Below are 25778 nucleotides of genomic sequence, written 5' to 3'. Positions count from 1 at the left end.
ATCAGGAGCTGAAATTGCGTCAAGTCGTAACCATCTATAACCCCGTGAAAGTCGGGGACGAAGACGAGTTTAAAACCAGTTTGAGCGCCGTGGCGCAACAGCACGGTTTTGTGGTGAAATACCTCACCACCAGTGTCGATGACCCTGGCTTCGCGATGGCTGCGCAGGCTCGAAAGCTGCAGCCCGACCTGGTTATTGCCGCGGGCGGGGACGGTACCGTGCGTGTGGTCAGCACCGAGATGCGTCACAGCGAGATTCCGGTGGCGGTGCTACCGGCGGGCACGACGAATCTTTTGGCGCGAAACCTCAATGTGCCTTTGGACATGAAAGCTGCCATGGAGCTGGCGTTTACGGGGCAACAAGTCTCGATGGACATCGTCAAGGTGCATAACGAAAAATCTCGCAAACCTTGGTATTTCACTGGTATGGCAGGAATCGGGATAGACGCCGAAGTGATGCATCACGTGGATGAGGGGCTGAAAAAGGTGGTCGGTCCCGTGGCATACGTCATGTCCTTTTTTAGGCAGGTCAACAATTCGGTGCAGCGGTGTCGGTTCCGCATCGACGGCAAGCAAGTATTGAAACGCAACGTGATTATTTTCATGGTCGGCAATACTTCTCAGCTGACCGGTGGCATCCAGCTGTTCCCTGAAGCCACGCCTTTTGATGGTTCCCTAGATTTGCTCATTGGAGCGCCGCAGGGGATTAGCGGCTGGTGGCGCGTGGTTAAGAACGTGGTTTTGAGACTGGGGCGGCGCAGCACGCTAGAGTATTTCAGCGGCAAACGCTTCGAAGTCCTGTTGCACAAGCCGGCGGTGTGGGAGATGGACGGCGACCCCGAAGCCGCGGCGCGGCACTGGGTCTTCCAGGTCGTACCGCAAGCCATTACGGTTGTCGCCGGCGAGCCCGGTCCCCTAGCGCGGATACGGTCGAGAATTCGTTAGGCTGGTGCGGAAAAGCTCGTCATTGGGCGGAGAGCTGCCATCACGCTGGACTCCGGCGGCTATTACAGCGCTGCCGCCACAAAAATCAATACTGAAATTGCTACTTCGGTCAGTCCGATGACTCGCGGTCGCCAGGGTTTGCCGCGTCGGTGTGCCTGCCAGGGGAACCATATCGAGCGTGCTAATGTCACCAGCCAGGCGACTGCGACCAAAGGCGATACCCAAGATAGTGCGGCAGAAAGCAGCGCAGCGGTGAACCCCAGGGCGTGCGAGACGACCGAAATCGCCAAGAAACGCCGGTTCCCCCGCTGCCGAAAAATCGTCTTTACGTAGGGCACCGAAGCTGCGTAATAGGCTGTGAGTTGCACTGCTATCGCGGCGGCAGCTGACCAACCCCGTAAAACAGTGGATAAAGCGTGTCCACCCAGAGCGGACGCCTCGCGAACCCCGTACATCGCGTCCTGACCCATCCGCAAAGCCGTTGCCATCAAGCCGCAGTGATAGGCGACCAAGGTCATCAGCCCCGCTGCCAGGATAATCGTCAGGCGCGCTCCCAAATCACGTTCCCGTCCGCGGTACACTTCACCAGCCCACACCCCGATGAGGAGAGCGAAAGCCGGAATCCAGCAGCAGAGCAGCGGCAGCGCTGCCAGAACGCCTAGACCCAGTAATCCCACCAGAATCCCGTATACCATAACAGGGTATCGCAAGGATTTTCTCCGCGGATTCTTAATCAGGCGTAGTGCCGAAAACACAAAGCAGAAACCAAACATCCACGCGGAGAGCAGCACTGCCTGTTGCCAAGCCCATCCGCCCAGCGTAGCTCCGAATAGCGCCGGAACGGTGACAATGAACCAAGCCCCATGCTGATTGGGTAGCCAATTCCGCAGCACAGACCTGACCTTACGGTTTTCACGGGCGGGGGGCAGGGTCATGACCTAGTATTTTGGCTTAATCTGGGAGGAACCACGAAAAAACTGACCGGTTGTCTAATTCGACATCAACTGATCGAGCAGAGCACCAACCTGGGCGGAGTTGTCCTCCATAGTCTGCAGATGTTTTTTCATGAGTTCGCTGTCGCCTGCCATGTAGGCTTCGACCGCGGCCTTGCCGGAGACATGGGTACCTTCGTGAACGCCCTCCAGCTTCTGGAAACAAGGCTGTCCAGAATAATCGAGGTGACCGCGCCCTTCGTAATACCACTTGCCCAAGCGACAGGTGTGGGAGGAGGAAATCCCCTCGGGGTTTGGCTCCGAAATTCCGGTAATTTGACGGTAAATACCCAACTTAAAGATGAAGTGATCGAGCTTCACCACCGAAACGAATGATTCCGTGGTTACCCGCGCAATCGAGTCCGCCATAGAGGAAACTTTTTCTCCCACCGCGGTCGCAGTCTGGCTGGATTTTTCTTCGAACTCTTTGGACTCGTCAATAGCTTGGGTGATGTTTTCCAAGGCCATAGAAGTGCCCTCGGTGATGGAACTGACCAAGGCGCCGATTTCTTGTGTGGCACTGGCAGTGCGTTCCGCTAGAGTGCGCACTTCCCCTGCAACCACGGCGAAACCGCGACCAGCTTCACCCGCGCGAGCCGCTTCAATAGTGGCGTTGAGAGCCAGCAAATTCGTTTGTGAAGCGATACCCTCGATTTGCTGTACAAAGTTATGGATGGACTCGGAAGCCTTGGAGAGCTCCTCCATATTACCGCCCATGTCTTGCAGCTTTTTCGAAATGTCTTGGGCGCCGTCAGCCATGTCGTGCAAATCGTGGGTCGATTCTGCCATAACCCGACGTGTCTCGGCGGTGTCAGCGGATCCCGCGTCCAATTCGGACACAATCTTGCCCAGGGAATCACGGACGTTTTCTGCCGATCCGAAACAACGAGCCAGGGGGTCATTAGTGCTCTGGGTGAAAGATTGCTTCTGGTTCAAATCATTGAGAGCTTTCTCCTGAGATTCTTTCTCAGCTTGAAGCTCGGCGAGTTCAGCGCGGAGACGCTCAATCTCTGCCTGTAATTGTTGCGTTTCTACAGCGGTCTTGGCTTTTCTCACTTTGGTTATCCTTGACTAAAGATTTTCCTCAAAACAATAGCTAATTTATCTCAATACGCTGCAATTCTGTAGCGCTTTCATCTGTTTTCTACTTTTTGTCCGCAGTTTTCATTCGATTAGCCTCGATCAGTTGCGGAACAAGCGAGTATCGTGGCACACCTTGATTACCGGACGGAGTGGCATTTCGACTAAAGTTGAAGGGGTTTTGAGCTGGCTAGGAGTCAAAGAAATCGAGGAAAAATGAGCGAAAACGTGTTGAGTCCGCTGGATACAGAGGGTTTGGAACGGGAAGTCGCCGCGGCGTTACAAGCTATCGCAGCGGCGGCTGACGTGGATACACTAAAGGCGGTGCGTTCTCGCTACAACGGCGACAAAGCACCCTTGACCCAGGCAAAAAAACTTATCGGGAAGCTCGATTCTCAGGACAAAGCCACCGCGGGGCAGAACTTGGGAGCTGCCCAAGGTCGGGTTCGAGCAGCTTTGGATGCCAAACAGACTGAACTTCAGGAAGCTGCGCAAGAGGCGGCTTTGGCGGCAGAAACTGTGGACGTGAGTGTGTTGTCCGCGCGGCACCCGCTTGGGTCGCGCCACCCGCTGATGGTGCTGGAAGAGGAAGTTGCGGACTTTTTCGTGTCTTTAGGGTGGGATATTGCTGCTGGTCCTCAGGTAGAACACGAGTGGTTCAACTTTGATGCGTTGAACTTTGACGCCGATCATCCGGCGCGCCAGATGCAAGACACTCTTTACATCGATTCCGCCTCCGTGGGGGGCAGCGCGGAAAACCCTGCCAACCTGGTGCTGCGCACGCATACTTCACCGGTGCAAGCGCGTTTGTTGACCACCCGCGAGCTGCCGATTTACGTGGCTATTCCCGGTAAAGTCTTTCGTGCCGACGAGCTAGACCCCACCCACTCCCCAGTGTTTAACCAGGTAGAGGGCTTGGCAGTGGACCAGGGATTAACGATGGCGGATTTGAAAGGGACTTTGGATCACTTTGCCCGTGCCATGTTCGGTCCGGAGGCAAAAACCCGGTTCAGACCATCTTTCTTCCCTTTCACTGAGCCTTCCGCAGAGGTCGACCTGTGGTTCCCGCAAAAGAAAGGTGGACCCGGCTGGATTGAGTGGGGTGGTTGTGGCATGGTGAATCCAAATGTGCTGCGAGCTTGTGGGATTGATACCGAGGTTTATCAAGGATTTGCTTTCGGAATGGGCATTGAGCGCACGCTGATGCTGCGCCACGGCATAGAGGATATGCACGACATCGTGGAAGGTGACGTGAGATTCTCAGACCAGTTCGGCGTGAATGGAAAGGGGCGCTAAAAATGGCTTTTGTTTCGATTGAATGGTTGCGTCGGTGGGCGGCAGTTCCCGCGGACACGAGCGCGTCTCAACTCGCAAAAGACTTGGTAAAGGTCGGTCTGGAAGAGGAAGCCATCCACACTTCAGGAGTGACTGGTCCGTTGGTGTGCGGTCGGGTAGTCTCGATGGTTCCCGAAACAGCCTCTAACGGTAAAACTGTCAACTACTGCCGGGTAGATGTGGGCGAGGAATTTAACGATGCGCCTGGCACTGGCAAGGAGCCTTCCGATATTCCCAGCCGCAGCATCATTTGTGGGGCGCATAATTTCAAGGAAGGCAATCATGTGGTGGTCTCCCTGCCGGGAGCTGTGCTGCCTGGCGATTTCGCTATCGCGACCCGAAAGACTTACGGTCATATTTCAGACGGCATGATTTGTTCAGCTCGTGAGCTGGGGCTGGGTCAGGATTCCAATGGCATCATCGTCTTGGAGGAATACCTCGGTGAGCGCGGGATGGAAGTCCCTGCTCCCGGCACCGATATGCTGCCCATTCTGGGGCTGAACCAGGAACTGCTGGAAATCAACATCACTCCCGACCGCGGTTACTGTTTCTCGATGCGTGGGGTGGGGCGTGAATACAGCCACTCCACGGGCGCAAAGTTCACTGACTGGGGTTTGGCTGAAAATCTGAAAAATGGCTTGCCCGCGGTCAATGATTCCGGCTTCCCCGTCGAAATCGAGGACGCGGCTCCGATTCGCGGTCATGTGGGGTGCGACCGGTTTGTGGCACGGATAGTGCGCGGACTAAATCCGAACGCGCCCACTCCACAGTGGATGGTGGCGCGGCTGGAATCGGCGGGAATGCGTTCCATTTCCTTGCCAGTCGACGTGACGAACTATGTCATGTTGGACTTGGGGCAGCCCATGCACGCTTATGACCTGGACAAGGTGACCGGTCCTTTGGTGGTGCGCCGAGCCCGCCAAGGAGAACAGCACACTACCTTGGACGACGTAGAACGCACCTTGGACGCTGAGGATCTGTTGATTACTGACTGCCAGGGCGGTCACGGCGCGCGCGTACTTGGCATCGCTGGAGTGATGGGGGGCGCGGACACTGAGATGACCGAGTCTTCCACGAACGTCCTGTTGGAAGCAGCGCATTTCGACGCGGTGTCCGTGGCTCGCTCGGCGCGCCGTCACAAGCTGCCGTCAGAGGCTTCAAAGCGTTTTGAGCGCGGTAGTGATCCGGAACTCCCCCCGGTGGCGGCGCAGTATGCCGCTGAGCTGCTGGTGGAATACGGTGGTGGCACCATCGACCCCGGGGTTACTGATGTCAACCACGTCAAACCCCAACCGACCGTTGCTTTACCTTTTACGGCCGCAACTCGGCTCATTGGGGTGGAGTATTCGCCCCAGCGTGTGGAGGAACTGTTGCGCGCTATAGGCTGTAACGTCACCAAGTCCGATGCTGATACGTTCTCGGTAGTACCTCCCTCATGGCGACCCGATTTGGCTGGTGGTCCTGCCCACCTGATTGAAGAAATTGCCCGCCTGGACGGCTACGAAAAGATTCCTTCCGTGGTGCCGGTCGGACCTGCCAAGATTGGTAACCCGGCGCCGCTGCGAACCCGTCGGGAAGTCAGCGACACTCTGGCAGAAGCCGGCTTGACCGAAGTCATGACTTACCCCTTCTTGGGCAATGAACACGATTTGATGGGGCTGCCGGTCGACGACCCGCGGCGCGACACCGTCAAGCTGGCGAACCCGCTGGCAGACGATTCCCCGGCATTGCGCAGTTCCCTGCTGGATACCTTGCTGAACACAGCCTCGCGAAATGTGTCCCGTGGCAATCCGCGAGTGGCAATTTTTGAACTGGATCAGGTCGTTAGCGCCCACGGGGTCATTCCGGCGCCCATCCCCGGAGTGGAGGAAAAGCCCAGTGATGAAGCCATGCAGGCGTTGCGGGCAGGAGTACCGAAGCAGCCCTGGCATGTGGCGGCAGTGCTGGCAGGAAACGCCATCGAAGCCAGCCCTCACGATGCGGCGCGCGCTTGGGATTGGGCGGATGCTATCGAGCTAGCAATTCGCGTGGCCGTGTCGCAAGGGTTGGCAGTGCGCCCCGAAGCCTTGGGGGTCGGGGGACAAGCCGCGATTGCGGCGCCTTTCCATCCCGGACGAGTTGCGCAAATCCGTGTGGGCGCGTTCACCGGTGGGAAAGTACTGGGGTACGCTGGTGAGCTACACCCCAAGGTATGCCAAAACTTCGGCTTGCCGCCCCGGACTTGTGCATTTGAACTGGATTTGGATGCGATTGAAAAGTCCCGCCCCAAGGACGCATTCCAGCTGCGTCCCGTCTCGACTTTCCCCGCCGCTAAGGAAGACTTGGCGTTCGTCGTGAAGCAAGACGTTCCCGCGCTGAAGGTTGCTAACGCGATTGCCAAAGCCGGCGAAGGTCTGGTCGAGGAGTTGCGCCTGTTCGACGTGTTTGAGAATGTGGAACAACTGGGGGAGGGTCGAAAATCCCTGGCGTTTGCGCTGCGGCTGCGTGCCGCTGACCGTACGCTGAGCCCGCAGGAAATCAAGGAAACTCGCAACCGCATCATCAAGAAGGTAGAGAAAACCTGTCAGGCAACACTGCGTTAGAGTCTCCGGACCAGACACGACTGGACTGCTGCGGGACGCGGTTGGTGGTGTAACTAAGGAGTTAGAGTGACTGCTAGCAGTTCACGAGGTCGAAAATGCTACGTTACTCTGGCGATTTTGCTGCTGGTTATCGTCGTGTTGGCAGGCGGTGTCGTGTTCCTGTTGTCGAACTGGAGGTCTAGTGGGCCGTGGCGCCTAGATGATGCTTGGGGCGGACAAAACCTGAACCATCCGGGACCGGTAGGGACAAAGATGCTGTCGGGCGCGGTTGCGTACCTTGACACCGCGCCGAAATATGACGGTTCTAAAGTGTATCCCGGTGGGGTGCCTAACGACGGTACCGGGGTGTGTACCGACGTGGTGTGGTATGCCGCTAAAGCTGCGGGAATGGACTTGCGTGAACTGGTTGATGCGGATCGGCGAGCTGACCCGCAGGCTTACGCCGCGATGGCTCCTGAGGGCGAGGCTCCCAATCCGGACATTGACTATCGGCGCGTTCGTAACCTCATTGTTTATTTCGACCGTCACGCCCAGAGCCTGAGCACAGATACCACGGACGTGGCGTCCTGGCAGCCGGGCGACATCGTGGTGTGGAAGGAACACGTGGCGATTATTTCAGATAGGCGCAACGCGCAGGGGTTACCTTATGTATTGCATCATGAGGGCAACGGATTTTGGTCTCGCTATGAGGCTGATGTCCTGGGCAATCGCGGGAAAGTGTGGCGGCATTATCGGCTGGAATCTCTGGGAGCAAAGATAGCTGGACACTAACCTGGAGGGAGTTTTATTCGTCCAGCTTCGTAATTTTCCCGAAACTCTTAGCATAAATATGCAACCATATGAATAAACATGTATAGTTGTGGGTATGGCAGAGGTAACAGGTAAAAAGGTTAAAGTTGCGGTGGCGGGAGCTTCCGGTTTTGCTGGCGGTGAATTGTTGCGATTGTTGTTGAATCACCCTCAGGTCGAAATTGGAGCCCTCACGGCGGCATCTTCGGTGGGGGAGCCCCTGGGAAAGCATCACCCCCATCTGTTTCCCTTGGCGCAACGGGTGTTGCAACCTACAGACGTTGAGAATCTGGCGGGTCATGATGTTATCTTCTTGGGGTTGCCCCACGGGGCTTCCGGGCAGGTAACTCGCACTCTGCGCGATGGTGGAGTGAAATCCCTGTTGATAGATTGCGGGGCGGATCACCGTTTGACCGACCCGGCAGCGTGGCGGGATTACTACCATTCTGAACCCGAAGAACCTTGGGCTTACTCGATGCCAGAACTATTGCACGCCAAGGAAAGCTCGGCGCGGGCACAGCGAGAAATATTGCGTCAGGCTTCTGAAATCGCGGTTCCGGGGTGTAATGTGACTGCGGTCACGTTGGCGTTGCTCCCCGCGGTGTGGGCAGGACTGGTAGATGCGTCTGACCTCGTGGCGAACCTAGCGGTGGGTTATTCCGGGGCTGGGAAAGCCATGAAATCTCATTTGCTGGCGGTATCGGCATTGGGCAATGCGCAAGGGTATGCCATGGCTGGCGTACACCGACATATCCCCGAAATTGCTCAGAACTTCCGCGTTGCGGGGGCGACGAAAGTTAACCTCAGTTTCACCCCTGTGTTGGTTCCTATGAACCGCGGTATCCTTGCCACGGTTACCGCGCCGTTGGTTGGAACTGGCGACCTGGGCGAACTGCGACGCGTATATCACGAAGTTTGCGATAGTGAGCCTTTGCTGGAATTTCTACCTGAGGGTATCTGGCCCACCGTGTCGATGGTGAGTGGTTGCGCCAAAGCGGCTATCCAAGTGGCGGTGGATAAGCGCGCCGGCAAGGTGGTGGCGCAATGTGCCATTGATAATTTGGGCAAAGGCACTGCGGCGGCAGCTGTGCAAGGTATGAATTTGGCTCTGGGGTTCCCTGAGCTAACCGGGGTTCCTACCGTTTCGACGGCACCCTAGACCAGGTTGGATGCCTCGGATTTCCCTCGAGGGGTTGTGGATGGAGGAAAACACTCCACAGATTGCACTAGTCCTGCTAAGATTCTGTCGAGCGTCCGTTCAGACTGTGTCGCCATCGGGCGGACTAAATTTAAGAGCAAAGGTGTATTACTTATGTCCAATCCTCAATACGGCATGCAGCCTCAGCCTCAGCAGCCACAACAACCGCAGCCGCCACAGCCCCAATTCCAGCAATACCAGCAGATGCCTTACGGCGTTAATGTTGGTGCTCCGGGACAGTTTCGCGAAGTCAGCAAGGTTCTCTATATTTTGATGTGCTTCTTTTTCGGCAACCTGGGCGTGCACCGTTTCCTGCGTGGTCAAGTCGGTCTTGGTATTTTGATGATTATCACCATTGGTTGTTTTGGAATTTGGACTTTGATTGACTTCATCATCAGTTTGGTCAAACTGGGTTCGTATCAAGGTGACAACTTCCAGTTCTATCAAAATGGCGCTTGGGTTAACTAGCCCTGCATAAAACCGTGAACGTTCGGCTCGGGTCCACGTGGATTCGAGCCAACGTGTTTTTATGAATCTTTGCACAGTTTTGTAAAACTATTCATATTGGCGTATATTTATTACCTGTAAGTGTGAAAAATAGGAGGTAGGCAATGAGCGTTACTTATCCCCGTGGTTTTAAGGCCGCCGGTGACCATGTGGGTCTACGCGGCAAGCTGCATCCGGATATGGCTATCGTTAGGAATTTGGGTCCTGACTCCACTGTAGCGGGGGTGTTTACATCCAATCGCGTGTTTGCTGCTCCGGTAGGCTGGGATCGGAAAGTCGTAGCGGGAGGTCGCGCTCAAGCCGTAGTTATCAACTCGGCAATCGCTAACGCTTGTACCGGTGAACAGGGGGATAGGGACGCTGCCGCGATGGCGGCGCATCTGGGTCAGGTTCTGGGTGTGGCAGAAAATGAATGTTTGGTGTGTTCCACCGGAATCATTGGGCGAGCCTTGAATATGCCCAAAATGACCGCCGGTATTGACACGGTTGCTGCCAAGCTGAGTGAGAACGGTGGTGCTGAGGCTGCCGAGGCTATTCTCACCACCGATACGAAGGCAAAAACGGTCACACACGAAAGTACCGCCGGGTGGAGGATCGGTGGCATGGCAAAAGGTGCCGGAATGCTGGCTCCTGCTCTGGCGACCATGATTGTGGTGCTTACCACCGACGCTGTTGGGGATTCTGCAACCATGCAAACGATTCTGTCCCAAGCAGTAGACCGGACCTTCAATCGCCTTGACTCGGATGGCTGCATGTCTACCAATGACACTGTGTTGCTACTGGCATCTGGCGCTTCCGGAGTCAAGCCTGACCCGGACGAGTTTGCCGCCGCTCTTTTGCAAGTCTGTGAAGACTTAGCCCTGCAACTGCTACGGGATGCTGAGGGAGCGCATCACGATATTGAAATTCGGGTGACCGGGGCTGCCAGCGAAGCGGGCGCTTTGGAGGCAGCTCGGACGATTTCGCGCTCTAACCTGGTAAAAACCGCCGTGTATGGCAACGACCCGAACTGGGGGCGCATTCTGTCCCAGCTGGGTACAGTTCCAGAAGACGTCTTGCCTTTCGACCCGGCTCGGGTGGATGTTTCCATTAACGGTGTGAAAGTCTGTAAAAACGGGGGAATCGGTGAGGATCCCTATTTGGCTGACATGAGTCCGCGGGAGTGTCATATCCTGGTCGAGCTGCACGCTGGTCAGGAAGAAGCCCACTTGTGGACCAGTGATTTGACTCACGAGTATGTGCATATCAACGGGGATTACACCACGTGATTGACTCTGGTGAGGACTAAATCCCGCGGGAGATTCACACTGCAAAACCAAAGAAATGGAAAGAACACGATGATTACGCCGATACAAAAGACCGAGGTGTTGCTGGAAGCAATGCCGTGGTTGCGCAGCTACCGCGGTGCCACTGTCGTCATCAAATACGGCGGCAATGCGATGATTAACGAGGATTTGCGCCGTGCTTTCGCCGCTGACATACAGTTCTTGCATCAGGTTGGTTTGCGCCCAGTAGTGGTCCACGGTGGCGGACCACAAATTACAAAGATGCTGGATCGATTGGGTTTAGAAGCGCCTTTCATCAACGGCTACCGGGTGACGACCCCGGAGGTTATGGAAGTCGTGCGTATGGTCCTAACCGGTAAAGTGCAGCGTGAACTCGTGGGATTACTAAACGTGGAAGAATCCCTGGCGATTGGGCTCACTGGCGAGGACGCCGGTCTGTTTGGCGCGCGGAAACGCCACTGCGAGCCGGGCAGCGACTTGGGACTAGTCGGGGACATCGTCACTGTTCATCCCCGCGCGGTAGTGGACATGCTGGAACAGGGCAACATTCCGGTCATTTCCTCCATTGCGCCCTCAGTTGACGATCCTAACGTGGTGCTCAACGTCAACGCCGATGCGGTTGCGGCAGCCCTAGCTATTGGATTAAAGGCACGCAAGCTCATCATCCTCACCGACGTGGAGGGGCTTTACCAAGATATTGATAACCCGGCATCCCTCATCAGGTACCTGACCGCCAGTGAACTGGAACGCATGTTGCCGACCATCAAATCCGGAATGGTGCCGAAAATGCAGGCTTGTCTCGACGCGGTACAGGGCGGAGTATCCCGTGCGACCATCATTGACGGACGCTTGGCTCACTCCATGCTTCTCGAAATCGTGACTGACCAAGGAACCGGTACCGAAGTCATTCCGGACAATGTCCTGCCGCTGCGCCCTCATGACGGCGAGCCCCTGCCTACGATGCAATTTCGGAAAGCCTAAACCCAAACCTCCTCACCCGCCTAGTGAAAGAAGCAAAAATGGACGTCAAAGAGTGGATTACGCGCTACGAGAACTCGATTATGAATACTTTTGGGACTCCGAAAACTGTGCTGACTCGCGGGGCGGGCTGCTTTGTATGGGACGAGGACGGTCATCAATATCTCGACTTGTTGGGCGGTATCGCAGTCAACGCCCTGGGGCACGGACACCCCAATATCGTCACCGCTCTACATGAACAGGTCGAAACCTTAGGGCACGTCAGTAACTATTTTGCGACCCAGCCACAGATTGAAGCCGCAGAGCGGATTTTGTCGATAGTTGAGCCTGGTGGCGCTCCGCAGGGCTCGCGCGTGTTCTTTACCAACTCGGGTACCGAAGCGCTGGAGGCGGCGTTTAAGCTGGCGCGGGCGCGGGGAGGAGCTAATCGCAACAGGTTTCTCGCGCTGGAAAACTCTTTTCATGGACGTACCATGGGGGCGTTGTCGCTGACCTACAAATCGATTTTCCGCGATCCTTTCCAGCCCATGCCGGCTGAAGTTGATTTCCTGCCATACAACATCGCCGCTTTGGAACGTGCCTTTGAAGGGGCACGGGGAGAATCCGTTGCGGCTTTGTTTATCGAACCGATTCAAGGTGAAGCCGGGGTGCGTCCGATTTCTGACGATTTCCTCAAGGTTGCACGTGAAGTAACGTCCCGCGCCGGTGCCCTGCTGGTTTTGGATGAAGTACAAACCGGGATGGGGCGCACGGGGACTTGGATGGCTCACCATTCGTCGGGAATCGTTCCGGATGTGGTGACGTTAGCAAAAGGGCTGGGTGCAGGGTTCCCGGTCGGGGCTTGCGTGGCTCTCAACGCCGAGGCGGCAAGCGTGCTAAAACCGGGGATGCACGGTTCGACTTTTGCGGGCAATCCGCTGGCGGGAGCCTCCGTATTGGCGATGATTAACACTGTCACCGAAGAAGGCTTGCTGTCTAACGTGCAAAACGTAGGCGAGATTTGGAAACGCGAAATTCTCGAGCTGGAGCACCCCCTCATCAGTGAAGTCCGAGGACGCGGGCTGCTGCTGGGAATCGGTTTACGTAATCCTTTGGCGAAGCCACTGGCAGACGAACTGTTCAGAGCAGGATTCATCGTTAACGCCCCGGATACGTTCACAATTCGTCTGGCGCCACCGCTCATCATTAATCCGTCCCAGACCCGCATGTTTACCCAAGCTCTGCCGGAAGTCTTGGACCGAGTGCAGCGTCAGGCAGACGAAGAAATTCGCCTCGGAGGCACCCGTGCCTGAAAACTCGGTAGTGCAATCCAAAATTTCCCGCCATAGCGCTATTTCGCGACTGTTGGCGGATAATGTGGTGCGCTCTCAGGGAGTCTTGCAAACCCTGCTGGAAAACGCTGGGTTTTCTGTAACGCAGGCCACGCTATCGCGGGACCTTGAAGAGTTGGCAGCTACGAAAGTGCGAGATGAGAATGGTTCTCTCCGCTACGTTTTGGGCGGAGCCCGAGCCACTACTGAACGACTTTTGCAGCTGCCGGGGACTCTGGAACGCTGGTGTGCTCCGCTTCTGATTCAGGCGACTCAAGCCATGAACCAAGTGGTGCTGCGTACACCGCCAGCCACAGCCGGTACTTTGGCGTCCGTCATTGACAAGGAAAATCTGGATCACGTGTTGGGCTGCCTGGCAGGGGACAATACGATTTTAGTTATCTGTGACAGTGTTGAATCTGCCACAGAGCTGTGCGATAAGCTGCGAGGCCTGGCCAAGCGCTAGACCTACACTACATTTCTTTTAAACCTCAAAAACATTCACCTAAGACTTTTTTTAAAAATTTCAGAAAGAGAGAACACTATGACTGAACGGGTAGTGCTGGCTTATTCAGGCGGCTTGGACACTTCGGTGGCTATTGGTTGGATGAAAGACAAACTCGGCGTGGACACGATTGCGGTGTCGGTGGACGTGGGGCAAGGCGGAGAGGACATGGATGTCATCCGCCAGCGCGCTCTTGATTGCGGGGCGGTGGAGGCTTATATTGCCGATGCTAAAGACGAGTTTGCCACCGAGTACTGTATGCCCTCCCTGCAAGCTAATGGACTGTACCAAGGTCAATACCCCCTGGTTTCAGCGTTGTCCCGCCCCCTTATCGCCAAACACCTGGTGATGGCGGCTAAACAGTTTGGCGCCACCACCATGGCTCACGGATGTACCGGAAAAGGCAACGATCAGGTCCGTTTCGAGGTGTCGTTTACTTCTCTGGCGCCGGATTTGAAATGCGTATCGCCGATTCGTGATCTGTCCCTGCAACGTGACGTGTCGATTGCTTACGCGGAGGAACACCACTTGCCCATCGAAACGACGAAACATAACCCCTTCTCAATCGACCAAAACTTGTGGGGCAGAGCTATTGAAACCGGCTTTTTGGAGGATCTGTGGAACGCCCCTACCAAGGATGTGTACAACTACACGGACGACCCGGCATTCGCGGGAATTCCCGATGAGGTGGTGATTACTTTCGAAAAGGGCATTCCCGTCGCGATTGACGGCGTAAAAATGACTCCGCTGCAGGTCATCCAAGAGATGAATCGGCGTGCCGGCGCCCAGGGGATTGGGCGTATTGATGTGGTCGAGGATCGTCTGATTGGGATTAAATCGCGTGAAATCTATGAAGCCCCCGGTGCGATGGCGCTGCTTACTGCCCATCAGGCTCTGGAAGCAGTGACTCTGGAGCGGATGCAGTTGCGTTACAAACGTCAGATGGTAGAGCCGGCGTGGTCCGATTTGGTTTACGAGGCGCAATGGAATTCGCCACTGAAGAAATCCTTGGATGCCTTTGTGGCGCACACGCAAGAATATGTGTCTGGCGATATTCGGATGGAGATGCACGCTGGGCGGGCAGTCGTGAACGGGCGTCGTTCTGAGGCTTCTCTCTATGATTTCAAACTGGCTACCTATGATTCTGGGGATTCATTTAATCAAGGCGCGGCGCGCGGTTTCATTGAACTGTACGGATTGCAGTCCAAGCTAGCTGCGGCGCGTGATGGAAAATACGGCAAGGGTATTACGCTGCAGGCCTCAAGCCTCTGAAGGTCACTGCCCAGGATTGTTGACGCATGGTTTCACAAGGGTTCCTCCGGTAGCCAGGTGCAGCAGCTCTGGTTGACGGGGGTACTGTGACGTTGCGAGAAAAGGAGTACACATGAGTGAAAAGTTGGCCCTGTGGGGCGGCAGATTCCAGGGCGGACCTGCCCAAGCGTTAGCGGCGCTGTCGGTGTCCACCCAGTTTGATTGGCGCTTAGCTGACTACGACTTGCAGGGCTCTTTGGCTCATGCCCAAGCATTGCGGGCGGCGGGGCTGCTGACCGAGTCGGAATACACCGACTTGAGTGCCGCTCTGCGACGTCTGCGGGCAGACGTCGCAGACGGAACTTTCACGTATTCTCCCGATGACGAGGACGTTCATACCGCGCTGGAACGCGGATTGCTGCAAGAAAACTACGCCGGACCGGAACTGGGCGGAAAACTGCGGGCGGGACGCTCCCGCAATGACCAGATTGCCACCCTGGTGCGGATGTACCTGCGGGATGCCGCTGCCCACCTGCAGGGTCTGATTGCCGCGCTTTGCCAGGCGATTTTGTCTCAAGCTGACCGTGCCGGAACCCATATCATGCCCGGTCGCACGCATATGCAACACGCTCAGCCGGTGTTGGTCGCACATCAGTTAATGGCTCACTTTTGGCCACAGCTGCGCAATTTGGAGCGTTTGCGGGACTGGGCAAAGCGTAACGATGCCTCTCCTTACGGAGGCGGAGCTTTGGCAGGCAATACGCTGGGGTTGGATCCGGAATTGGTTGCGCGTGAGCTGGGCTTTTCTCAGGTCTGTCCGAACTCGATTGATGCCACGGCTTCACGAGACGGGGTAGTGGAGTTTCTCTATGTCCTCACCCAGGTGGCGGTGGATATGTCGCGGTTGGCAGAAGAAATCATTATTTGGAATACTGCCGAGTTCGGCTACGTCACGTTGGATGATTCCTATTCGACCGGGTCCAGCATTATGCCCCAAAAGAAGAACCCGGATGTGGCTGAACTGGCACGCGGCAAAGCGGGGCGTCTGCTCGGTGACTTGACGGGTTTGCTGACTACGATGAAAGGCTTGCCGCTGGCTTACGACCGGGACCTGCAGGAAGACAAAGAACCGGTGTTTGACGCCATCGACACTCTGGAAGTTTTGTTGCCGGCGATGACCGGGATGGTGGACACCATGACCTTGCACTATGAACGTATGGAAACGCTGTCTACCGCAGGTTTCTCCCTGGCGACCGACGTGGCTGAATGGTTGGTGAAACGCGGTATGCCTTTCCGTCATGCCCACGAAGTCTCGGGAGCCTGTGTTGCCTTGGCAGAAGGGCGAGGAGTTGGGTTGGAGGACCTCAGCGATGCTGATTTCGCGGGGATTGACCCGCTGCTGACCCCAGAGGTTCGTGACGTCCTGACCGCTGCCGGTTCGGTTCAGGGTCGTCGCGGAGTGGGGGGCACGGCTCCGGAGCGCGTCGCGGAACAGATTTCCGCAGCGCGCCAACAGCTGCAGGCGTTCCAGTACTAGCAAGCACCGTGATGGCAAAAGCCTCTCGGATGAATTTGGTGCACGAAATTTTGGTTGCACGTTAAGCGAAACAGGAACCAAATCTGGACAAATAGCAATAAATAGAGGACGAATGTATCCGCTCTTTATTGTGAGCGCCCTCTGCGAGGAATGCATTTCACTCCTCAAAAAATCCCATCGCCACGCGTAAAGAACCTCGTGGCAGTTAAGCCTGCAATCCGGTGGACAAGGTCTGAAGTACGGGTTGAATATCGGTCAGGGTGGTCCCGGGGTCCTCCACAACGCCAAAATCCATAATCATAGAGTGACCCTACGAGCCCAGAACGCCTGGAACGGAGTTTCTTTCGGCAGCGCAAAGCGATTAGACTCGAAAGTGTGTTTCAGCCGATAGTGGTCGCAGCGGCGATTCTGGATGACCTCAGCCAACCAACGCAGGTGCTGGGGGCGCAACGCTCTTATCCCGAACAATGGCGGGGTTTCTATGAATTTCCCGGTGGTAAGACCGAACCCGGAGAAACTCCCGAACAGGCCCTGCGCCGGGAGTTGCGTGAAGAGCTGTCAGCGGAAATTATCGTGGGGGAGCGCTTGCAGGAAACCTGGCCTGCGCACGGAGGATTTCAGATGTTCGTGTACCTGTGCGCCCTTGCGCCACACAGTACGCCCCAGGTTGGAGTAGCGCATTTGTCCCTGCATTGGGTAGACCTCAAACATTCCGAGAGCTTGCCCTGGCTGCCTGCTGATTATCCGATTCTGACCGCCATTGCGCGGCATTTCGGCATCGCACAGAACTAAGCGCCTGGGGATTGCCCTCTGTATTCCGCATTCGGAGGGTGCCGGAGCGAGGCGAACTCACTCGGTTTCGAGGTTTACTGCACGAGGGCGTTGCGATGATTTAGCGGGAAACGAGGTTTTCCCTTTTGCCAGGTAAAGCCACGATATTGGTACGTCAGGTTAGGTTAATGGTAGTTTAAAATCCGTATAAAAAGTTGTTAGCCCTGCTGGGTTGCAAAAATTGAAACGATTTACTAAAGAAGGCGAGAAATCCTTGTCCAATCAGCCTGCGGCCGCTGCGACAAATAATGCCGAAGCCCAGTCCGCTCACCCCTATCGCGAGTTAACCTTCCGAGCCGTTATCATCGGCGGGTTAATCACTCTGATATTCACCGCTGCTAACGCTTATCTCGGATTGAAAGTTGGTCTGACCTTTGCCACTTCCATTCCGGCTGCGGTGATTTCCATGGCTATCCTGCGGTATTTTCATGACCACACGGTCGTGGAGAACAATATCGTCCAGACCATCGCGTCGGCAGCCGGCACGCTTTCAGCCATCATCTTTGTGGTGCCCGGTCTGGTTATGGTGGGATATTGGTCCGGCTTTCCCTACTGGGAGACCACAGCCGTGTGCATGGTCGGTGGCATTCTCGGCGTAATGTATTCAATCCCACTGCGTCGCGCTCTGGTGACGGGCTCAGACCTGCCCTATCCGGAAGGTGTAGCGGCTGCAGAAGTGCTGAAAGTGGGGGATGAAAACGGCTCTACCGAGGAAAATCGTCGTGGTCTGCTGGTGATTATCTGGGGTGGCTTAGCGTCTGCAGGAATGGCGCTGCTCACGGCGTTAAAAGCAACCGCGGGATCTTTGAGCGCGAACTTCCGGATTGGCGCCGGAGGCACCATGATTGGCGGTTCCCTGTCTTTGGCTTTGATGGGGGTGGGGCATCTGGTCGGTCCCGCAGTCGGCACCGCGATGCTGGTCGGTTTGCTGATTTCATACGGGATACTGCTGCCAGTCTTGACTCAAGGACAGATTGCGAATCAGGATCTCGGTGATGCGGTCAGCACGATTTTCGCCCATGACGTACGCATGATTGGGGCTGGAGCCATGGCGGTGGCGGCGGTGTGGACGCTGCTAAAGATTATCGGTCCCATCCTGAGGGGCATTGCAGACTCCTTAAAATCTTCAAAATTGCGTGAAACCGGTAGTCAGGTTCCGCTCACAGAACAGGACATTCCTTTCAAATACGTGGCTGCCATCACCTTGCTGTCCATGATTCCCATTGGCTTGCTGCTGTGGAATTTCCTCCGGAATTCGCCTATCTCGCATCACCTCGTGGCGTTGATTATGCTCAGCATTCTGTTTGTGCTGGTTTTGGGCTTGCTGATTGCCAGTATTTGCGGTTATATGGCAGGTCTGATTGGGGCCTCTAACTCTCCAATTTCTGGCGTGGGTATTATCGTGATTATTGCGGCCTCGCTGCTGATTCTGTTGGTGACCGGCAACACCAGCCAGACTCACCCCACCGAACTGACTGCCTATGCGTTGTTTACGACTGCAATCGTGTTCGGTATCGCTACCATCTCGAATGATAACCTGCAAGACTTAAAGACCGGTCAACTGGTGGGGGCTACCCCCTGGAAACAGCAGGTTGCCCTTATCGTCGGAGTTATTTTTGGTTCTCTGGTGATTCCTCCAGTCCTGCAGTTGTTGATGACCAGCTTTGGCTTCTCCGGGATGGAGGGGGTAGATGAGACTACCGCCCTGCAAGCCCCACAGGCGACTCTGCTGTCCACCATCGCTAAAGGGATTTTTGGTGGGGACATGAACTGGCAGCTGTTCGGTCTGGGAGCTTTGATTGGTGTTGGCGTCGTCATCGTTGATGAAATCATGGGTCGCGTCAGCCGGTTCAACCTGGCTCCGCTCGCCGTCGGCATGGGCATGTACCTCAACATTACGACCACTCTGGTCATTGCGTTGGGTGCTCTGGTGGGCTGGATTTACAACCGGTGGGCGCAACGTCAAGAAAAGGCTGAACAGTCCAAGCGCCTAGGCGTGTTGCTGGCGACCGGTCTAATTGTGGGTGACTCGCTGTTCGGCATCCTCAACGCCGGCATTATCGGAGCCACCAGTAACGCGAACGCCCTGGGGATAGTCCCCGATTCTTTTGCGCCAGTCGCAAAAGTTGTAGGAGTGGTTATTTTTGTAGGTCTGTTAGCGGTTAGCTATCGGTGGGTCATGAAGAAATCCGGCGAGTCTGCGCCGATGCCCGCCTCCGACATGACCAATGAAGAAACTACCGAAAGTCAAGCATAGAAAAGCTGGGACGTGAAGGTTTTTATTTCCACTCTATCGCCCCGCATAACCCAATTTATTGATATATAGCTGTAACCAGTTAGGAGAAAAAATGCTGCCATTTCCAGCAATAGTCCCGGTGAAGCCCGAGGAGCTTTCACCTTTCGAAAAATTTAATCAGCTTGTGGCCAATGCCCTTGGTACCGTCTACGGTATGAGCATTGGATACGTATTGATTGTCGTCCTGCTCGGTTTTGGAATCTACGCGACGATTCGTACCGGCGCCGTCCAGATCACCATGTTTTCTAAAATGTGGAAGACCGTGATGGGCTCCCGGAAAGGCTCTCATGGAGGCATCAGCTCTTTCCAGGCTTTCGCGGTGGGGTTGGCAGACCGTGTCGGCACCGGCAACATTGCCGGGGTAGCTATCGCGATTACCTTGGGTGGTGCCGGCTCCATCTTTTGGATGTGGATTGTGGCTCTGGTCGGGATGGCTAGTGCCTTCGTGGAGGCGACCTTAGCACAGATGTTCAAGGTCCGTAATCCTGATGGAACCTTCCGCGGTGGTCCGGCTTTCTACATTGAACGTGGACTGGGCTCGCGTGCCTGGGGTTCCGTATTTGCGGTATTGCTCATTTTCACTTACGCTTTCACCTTCCAGCTGATTCAAGCCAATACCCTGGCGGGCTTAGCGAAAGCGAACTTCGGAATGCCTACCTACGCCACCGGGCTGTTGCTGGTAGCCATCACCGCGCCTTTCTTTATTGCCGGGATTCGTTCAGTAGCGCGTATCGCTGAATACCTGGCTCCGCTGATGGCAGTCATTTACATGACCTTAGCGGTGATTGTTATCATCGAGAACATAGGTCAACTCGGTACAGTATTCGACATGATTATCCAGGGTGCATTCGGTGTGAATTCAGTAGCAGGCGGAACTTTAGGCGGTTTGTTTGCGGCTCTGATGAACGGCACGAAGCGTGGTCTGTACTCCAACGAAGCCGGTATGGGTTCCGCCCCGAACGCGGCTGCGACCGCTACCGTGTCTCACCCGGTTAAGCAAGGAATGATTCAGTCCCTCGGCGTATTCGTGGACACCATCTTGGTCTGCAGTGCGACCGCTTTCATTGTGTTGCTCGGAGGAGTCTACGACCCGAACGCGGCTGAACAGCCTTCTGACGGCGCGGCCCTCACGGTTGATTCGCTGGCTGCGTTGGGTCCCTGGACTAAACCGATTATCCTTATCGTCATCTTTATGTTCGTTTACTCGACTTTGCTGGGTAACTTCAGCTATTCCGAAGGCAACATTAAGTACCTGCTGGGCATTGAGAATAACGCGTGGATTGTCAAGGCGATTTCTATCATCGCGGTGTTCCTGGGCTCAGTGCTCTCCCTGGAGATGGTGTGGAACTTGGGCGACTGGACCGCGGCCCTGTTGGCCATCATGAACTTGGTGGCTTGCACCCTGCTGTTCAAGTGGGCTGTGGGCGCCCTCAAGGATTACCAGCACCAGCTCCAAACAAAGACCGAGGACGAAATCCAGTTCTGTTCCAGTGACAATGAGTTCCTCCCTGGCGAACTACCCACTGACGTTTGGACCAAAGAAGCAATCGCCCAAGGACGTAATATTTCCAGTGATCCGGCTTCTTGGGAACACGGAGATTAATCTGAATAACCAGTTGGTCCCAGGAACTGCGGTTCCTGGGACCAACTCTATCCCCGACCTGGTGTATTCCGTGAGGTAACGCAATGACCCGACCTTTTCGTATGAGCGTGGCAAACCCGGTAGCATAGAGGGGCGTGAAAACGTAACGACAAGAACTATTGAAGGAAGTAAACGTGAGCGATTTGATTGACGAACTGACTTGGCGAGGTCTGATAAAGCAACACACCGATATGGATGCGTTGCGACGGGCTTTGAGCGAAGGTCCGCTTACGTTTTATTGTGGTTTTGATCCGACTGCGGCATCGTTGCATCACGGACACCTGGTGCAGCTCATCATGATGCGCCATCTGCAACTGGCGGGACATCATCCCATCGCGCTGGTGGGGGGAGCGACCGGTTTGATTGGTGACCCGCGCATGACGGCGGAGCGTCAACTGCAGGACAAAGAAACCGTGGCGGGCTGGGCGGATCGCCTACAGTGTCAAATTGAGCGTTTCCTCGATTTTGAGGGCGAGAATCCGGCGCGGATGGTCAATAATCTGGAGTGGACCGCGCCGCTGTCCGCGATTGATTTGCTGAGGGACTTGGGTAAAAACTTCCGGATGGGCACGATGCTGGCTAAAGATGCGGTGGCGCGGCGGCTCAAGAGTGATGAAGGTATCTCATTCACAGAATTTTCTTACCAAATTCTGCAAGCTAATGATTACCTGCAGCTGTACCGGAAATACGGCGTCACCTTGGAAACCGGAGGCAACGACCAATGGGGCAACCTGGTCGGGGGCATGGACCTGATTCGCAAGGTTGAAGGCAAAGATGTTCACGTCATGACCACTCCTTTGATTACCAAATCTGATGGCACCAAGTTTGGCAAATCCGAAGGCGGGGCGATTTGGCTTGATCCAGAAATGTTCAGCCCCTACGCCTTTTACCAGTTCTGGTTGAACACTGAGGACGCTGACGTGGTGAACCTGCTGAAAGTTTTTACTTTCCTGAGCCGCGGGGAAATCGAAGCGTTAGAAACCGAAACAAAGGAAAACCCAGGGAAACGCGCCGCGCAACGCGCTTTGGCTGAAGCTGTGACCACTCTGGTGCACGGGGCGGATCAGACCGAACGGGTCAAGGCAGCTTCGACAGCGCTGTTTGGTCGCGGTGACCTGCGTGAGGTAGACGGGAAAACCCTGGTAGCAGCCACCGTCGATTTGCCACGGACCCAAGTCGTGCTGGGACAGACCAATATTTTGCACCTCCTGGTGGACTCGGGGTTGGAAAAGGGCATCGGCGCGGCAAAACGTACTGTCGCCTCCGGAGGGGCTTACCTGAATAACGAAAAAGTTGAGGATGAAGGTCGGGTCATCACTGCTGAAGACGTGTTGCCGGGTGGGGTCGTTTTGTTCCGAAAGGGTAAACGGCAGCTCGGCGTGGCTGTTACAGAATGAGGACAACGGGGTATTTCCCCAAATGTTGTTCATCAATCGTAGGTAGGTATTTTGTCCTAAAATGGATGCATATCCCAACGATGTGATACCGAACTGTCAAAGGAGACTGTGATGTCCGATACGGAAACTGAAACGATTTATCCTTCTGCTTCAGCCGAAGCTCAAGCGCGTCAGATGCAGCAACGCTGTGAGGCTTCCTTTCGTCACGTGGTGTCAGACCTCGAAAGGGCAGTGGGGCTGCCGGAAGGTCGTCCGTTACGGACTGTAAAATCGCCGTTCACCGGCATGGATACTTTGGGAGTTCCGCAGGCTACTCTGGCTGACCTGGATCAAGCCATTGTGCGTGCTCGCGCTGCGGGGCGACGCTGGGGCAATGCGCCGGCTGCCACCAGGGCTCGTTTTTTGTACAAACTTCATGACTTGCTGTGGGAGTATTCTGACGAAATTCTCGATGTGATTCAGTGGGAAACCGGCAAATCTCGCTACCATGCCTATGACGAGATTCAAGATATTGCCCTGAATTGTCGCTACTACGCCCGCATACTTTCTCGCGCGGTTCGTGAGGAGCGGCGTCGCGGGGCTTTTCCCGGCGTGACTCGCACTTTTGTGATGTATGAGCCCAAGGGTGTCGTAGGCGTGATTGCACCCTGGAACTACCCGCTGTCGATGGGGATTACGGATGCTATCGCGGCTCTCGCGGCTGGCAATGCCATCGTCACCAAGCCGGACTCTAACACTCCTTTGTCCGTGGTGATCGGGAAAGTTCTCATGATGAAAGCTGGGCTGGATCCAGATTTGTTTATCTTGGTGCCCGGACGCGGCTCTGAGCTCGGAACTCCACTCATCCAGCAGGTCGACTTCATGATGTTTACCGGTTCTACTGCTACCGGTCGAGTTATTGCCAAGCAATCGGGTGAAAACCTGATTGGGGTTTCGGCTGAGCTGGGCGGCAAGAATCCGATGATAGTGCTGGAGGACGCGCGGGTGGACGATGCGGTGGCGGGTCTGGTGCGCTCCGCTTATGCCAACACCGGTCAGCTGTGCGTTTCGATTGAGCGTCTCTACGTGCAAGACTCGATTTATGATGAATTCAAAGCCAAGCTCATTAAACGTATCAATGATATGAAAGTGGCGGTTTCCTTCGATTGGGAGACTGACATGGGGGTTCTGATTTCCGAGCATCATCTCGAAACGATTGATACTCAGGTGCAAGATGCTCTGGGCAAAGGCGCGGTCGCTCTGACTGGCGGTCATGCCTTGCCTGAAATCAGCTACACCGCCTATGCTCCCACGCTTTTGGAGGGTGTCGAAGAGGGGATGACCCTGTTCAATCATGAGACTTTTGGTCCCGTGGTGTCTCTGTATCGTTTCCACACGGATGAACAGGCTATCGCCCTGGCTAACGACACGAATTATGGCTTGAACGCCTCGGTTTGGGGTCAACCTTCTCACGCCGTGGCGGTGGCGCGCCGGATTGAAGCGGGCACAGTGAATGTTAACGAAGGATTCACCGCAGCCTGGGGTTCCACCGATGCGCCGATGGGGGGCTGGAAAGATTCTGGCTTGGGGCGTCGCCACGGTATAGAGGGCATCCGAAAGTACATGGAATCACGCACCATCGCGGTGCAAAACCGTGCGGTTCCCATTGCTCCGATTATGGGTCTGAGCCAGGAACAATACGTTAAGGTCTTAAAATTCGCCTTGAAAGCTATGCGGCGGCTGCATCTCTAGGGGCGCATTTCCTCTTCACGGCGGTCTTGAAATCGTGCCGAAGTAACATTCGGTGTGACTGGACCCGCCGTCCTTTGCACAACTCAAGCTCTAGCGAGGTATGTAATACCGGACTCGCCAGGCGGCATCCCCAGATTTCGGGCGCCAGTTTTCATCCGAACGGGTCAGGTCCAGTTGCCAACGAACGGGGTCAATCACCGGGGCATAAGCCACCGTGCTCATTGGCGGCACCATAGCGGTCATGTCCAATTGGGTGACTACCAGCAAATCTGCCAGTCCCAACTCCATGACTTCACGATAAACTTTGGCTCCTCCGGTAATCCACACTTGGGGGGTGCGGGCGCAAAGCTCCAACGCTTCCTCGAGGCTGTGCGCTATCTCGACGTCGGGAGCGGTGAATTCACGTGACCCGGTAAGCACGATATTGCGCCGACCGGGCAGAGCCTGACCCAGGGAGAGAAACGAGGCTCGTCCCATGATGATAGGACTGCCCATAGTCGTGTCTTTGAAGTGTTTAAAATCTGCGGGGACGTGCCACAGCATCTTGCCACCAGCACCCAGGACCTGTGCTTTGTCCTCTGCCCAAATCATTCCCAGCACACCGATACCATGTCCAGCACGAGAACTCACCGAGACATCCTCCGGAATAGGTGTTGAATCAGGAGAGATTGGGGGAATCCAGCCACAGGGATTAGAGACAGGATGATTTGTATCAGGATTCAAGACGACCATGCTGCCTCTCTTATCAGACCGCTACGGGAGCGGAAATTTTGGGGTGGTGTTGATAATTCGCCAGACGAATCATGTCAAAAGTGTAGCCGTCAATAGACTCGGCTTTATCTAGTTCCAATATGGGGAAGGGGTACGGCTCACGAGACAGCTGCAGGGAGACTTGATCCACGTGGTTGGAATAGATGTGGCAATCACCGCCGGTCCACACCAGTTCACCGACCTGCAGATTGGACTGTTGAGCCAGCATGTGGGTCAGTAGGGCATAGGAGGCGATATTGAAAGGCACCCCGAGGAACATATCTGCCGAACGCTGGTAAATCTGCAGGGAGAGACGACCTTGTCCGACCCAGCATTGAAAGAAAGCGTGACAGGGAGCCAGTGCCATCTGGTCTAAGTCGGAAACATTCCAAGCTGACACCAACATGCGCCGGGATGACGGGTCATTTTGCAGGGTCTCCAGCAGCTTTTTCACCTGATCCACCGGACCGGCAGCGGTAGGCCAGGCGCGCCACTGATGCCCGTATATTGGACCCAAATCACCGGATTCGTCTGCCCACTCGTCCCAGATATGAATGTTGTTCTCCTGAAGCCAGCGGTTATTGGTCCCTCCCTGCAAGAACCACAGCAATTCGCCGACCACACCGTGCCAGTACAAGCTTTTGGTGGTGATGGCAGGAAATCCCTGCGAGAGGTCATAGCGTAGCTGGCGCCCAAAAATTGAGCGAGTTCCCGTCCCGGTACGGTCGGGTTTTTCCACGCCGTGAGACATAATGTCGGCTAGCAAGTCCTCGTATTGGTGGTCGGTGATGGTCATATTTCCCCTCTTAAACATGCTGGAAATGGTATAAAACCACT

At 55.4% G+C, this 25778-nt stretch carries 21 protein-coding genes; 17 read left to right on the top strand and 4 right to left on the bottom strand.

What is annotated here, in order from left to right:
* Positions 1 to 14: 14 nt before the first annotated feature.
* Positions 15 to 944 (top strand): diacylglycerol/lipid kinase family protein, encoded by a 930-nt coding sequence (locus HMPREF0573_RS00205; protein ID WP_004008069.1) that lies wholly within the window; start codon positions 15 to 17, stop codon positions 942 to 944.
* 62 nt (positions 945 to 1006) lie between these two features.
* Here the strand turns inward: HMPREF0573_RS00205 and HMPREF0573_RS00200 are convergent, their stop codons facing one another.
* Positions 1007 to 1879 carry a YwiC-like family protein gene (locus HMPREF0573_RS00200; protein WP_004008068.1) on the bottom strand — a complete coding sequence of 291 codons (873 nt, stop codon included), beginning with the start codon at positions 1877 to 1879 and terminating at the stop codon, positions 1007 to 1009.
* Between the two features lie 54 nt (positions 1880 to 1933).
* A complete protein-coding gene (locus HMPREF0573_RS00195; protein WP_013188539.1) occupies positions 1934 to 2992 on the bottom strand; it encodes a methyl-accepting chemotaxis protein in 1059 nt (352 codons plus the stop codon).
* A 240-nt stretch (positions 2993 to 3232) separates the two neighbouring features.
* On the opposite strand from HMPREF0573_RS00195, the gene pheS reads away from it, so the two are divergent.
* The 16 genes from pheS to HMPREF0573_RS00115 all read left to right on the top strand — a co-directional run bounded on the left by pheS (position 3233) and on the right by HMPREF0573_RS00115 (position 24191).
* The gene (gene pheS, locus HMPREF0573_RS00190; protein ID WP_004008066.1) at positions 3233 to 4312 is read left to right on the top strand and encodes a phenylalanine--tRNA ligase subunit alpha; all 1080 of its coding nucleotides are present in this window, start codon (positions 3233 to 3235) and stop codon (positions 4310 to 4312) included.
* Positions 4313 to 4314: 2 nt separating this feature from the next.
* A complete protein-coding gene (gene pheT, locus HMPREF0573_RS00185) occupies positions 4315 to 6933 on the top strand; it encodes a phenylalanine--tRNA ligase subunit beta (protein ID WP_004008065.1) in 2619 nt (872 codons plus the stop codon).
* 66 nt (positions 6934 to 6999) lie between these two features.
* Complete coding sequence (locus HMPREF0573_RS00180) at positions 7000 to 7704, top strand: DUF1287 domain-containing protein (RefSeq protein ID WP_041797835.1); 705 nt, start codon at positions 7000 to 7002, stop codon at positions 7702 to 7704.
* 94 nt (positions 7705 to 7798) lie between these two features.
* Positions 7799 to 8881: an N-acetyl-gamma-glutamyl-phosphate reductase gene (gene argC, locus HMPREF0573_RS00175; RefSeq protein WP_004008063.1), complete on the top strand. Its 1083-nt coding sequence runs from the start codon at positions 7799 to 7801 to the stop codon at positions 8879 to 8881.
* 153 nt (positions 8882 to 9034) lie between these two features.
* The gene (locus tag HMPREF0573_RS00170; protein ID WP_004008062.1) at positions 9035 to 9388 is read left to right on the top strand and encodes a TM2 domain-containing protein; all 354 of its coding nucleotides are present in this window, start codon (positions 9035 to 9037) and stop codon (positions 9386 to 9388) included.
* A gap of 143 nt (positions 9389 to 9531) precedes the next feature.
* On the top strand, positions 9532 to 10695 hold the full coding sequence (gene argJ / locus HMPREF0573_RS00165) for a bifunctional glutamate N-acetyltransferase/amino-acid acetyltransferase ArgJ (protein ID WP_004008061.1): 1164 nt from the start codon (positions 9532 to 9534) through the stop codon (positions 10693 to 10695).
* Positions 10696 to 10764: 69 nt separating this feature from the next.
* Positions 10765 to 11694, top strand: a complete 930-nt coding sequence (argB, locus tag HMPREF0573_RS00160; protein ID WP_004008060.1) for an acetylglutamate kinase — start codon at positions 10765 to 10767, stop codon at positions 11692 to 11694.
* Positions 11695 to 11732: 38 nt separating this feature from the next.
* The gene (locus HMPREF0573_RS00155) at positions 11733 to 12983 is read left to right on the top strand and encodes an acetylornithine transaminase (RefSeq protein ID WP_013188537.1); all 1251 of its coding nucleotides are present in this window, start codon (positions 11733 to 11735) and stop codon (positions 12981 to 12983) included.
* A complete protein-coding gene (locus tag HMPREF0573_RS00150) occupies positions 12976 to 13467 on the top strand; it encodes an arginine repressor (protein WP_004008058.1) in 492 nt (163 codons plus the stop codon). Before HMPREF0573_RS00155 ends, HMPREF0573_RS00150 begins: the two co-directional genes overlap by 8 nt.
* A gap of 78 nt (positions 13468 to 13545) precedes the next feature.
* Positions 13546 to 14778, top strand: coding sequence for an argininosuccinate synthase (locus HMPREF0573_RS00145; protein ID WP_004008057.1), 1233 nt, complete (start codon positions 13546 to 13548; stop codon positions 14776 to 14778).
* A gap of 112 nt (positions 14779 to 14890) precedes the next feature.
* Positions 14891 to 16294 (top strand): argininosuccinate lyase, encoded by a 1404-nt coding sequence (argH, locus tag HMPREF0573_RS00140; RefSeq protein ID WP_013188536.1) that lies wholly within the window; start codon positions 14891 to 14893, stop codon positions 16292 to 16294.
* A 375-nt stretch (positions 16295 to 16669) separates the two neighbouring features.
* Complete coding sequence (locus HMPREF0573_RS00135) at positions 16670 to 17086, top strand: (deoxy)nucleoside triphosphate pyrophosphohydrolase (RefSeq protein WP_004008055.1); 417 nt, start codon at positions 16670 to 16672, stop codon at positions 17084 to 17086.
* 211 nt (positions 17087 to 17297) lie between these two features.
* Positions 17298 to 19382, top strand: coding sequence for an OPT family oligopeptide transporter (locus HMPREF0573_RS00130; RefSeq protein ID WP_013188535.1), 2085 nt, complete (start codon positions 17298 to 17300; stop codon positions 19380 to 19382).
* A 91-nt stretch (positions 19383 to 19473) separates the two neighbouring features.
* Positions 19474 to 21024 carry an alanine/glycine:cation symporter family protein gene (locus HMPREF0573_RS00125; protein ID WP_004010519.1) on the top strand — a complete coding sequence of 517 codons (1551 nt, stop codon included), beginning with the start codon at positions 19474 to 19476 and terminating at the stop codon, positions 21022 to 21024.
* Positions 21025 to 21197: 173 nt separating this feature from the next.
* A complete protein-coding gene (tyrS, locus tag HMPREF0573_RS00120) occupies positions 21198 to 22460 on the top strand; it encodes a tyrosine--tRNA ligase (protein ID WP_036324959.1) in 1263 nt (420 codons plus the stop codon).
* 111 nt (positions 22461 to 22571) lie between these two features.
* Positions 22572 to 24191 carry a succinic semialdehyde dehydrogenase gene (locus HMPREF0573_RS00115; RefSeq protein ID WP_004008051.1) on the top strand — a complete coding sequence of 540 codons (1620 nt, stop codon included), beginning with the start codon at positions 22572 to 22574 and terminating at the stop codon, positions 24189 to 24191.
* A gap of 90 nt (positions 24192 to 24281) precedes the next feature.
* On the opposite strand, the gene HMPREF0573_RS00110 is transcribed toward HMPREF0573_RS00115, so the two are convergent.
* Both HMPREF0573_RS00110 and HMPREF0573_RS00105 read right to left on the bottom strand, forming a co-directional pair.
* Complete coding sequence (locus HMPREF0573_RS00110) at positions 24282 to 24923, bottom strand: dihydrofolate reductase (RefSeq protein WP_041797832.1); 642 nt, start codon at positions 24921 to 24923, stop codon at positions 24282 to 24284.
* A 13-nt stretch (positions 24924 to 24936) separates the two neighbouring features.
* The gene (locus HMPREF0573_RS00105) at positions 24937 to 25737 is read right to left on the bottom strand and encodes a thymidylate synthase (protein WP_049776682.1); all 801 of its coding nucleotides are present in this window, start codon (positions 25735 to 25737) and stop codon (positions 24937 to 24939) included.
* Positions 25738 to 25778: the final 41 nt, after the last annotated feature.

The organism is Mobiluncus curtisii ATCC 43063, assembly GCF_000196535.1.
In the GTDB taxonomy this organism is placed as follows: domain Bacteria; phylum Actinomycetota; class Actinomycetes; order Actinomycetales; family Actinomycetaceae; genus Mobiluncus; species Mobiluncus curtisii.
Note: the sequence above shows the minus strand (reverse complement) of the source record. Positions and strands in the feature narration are given on the sequence as shown.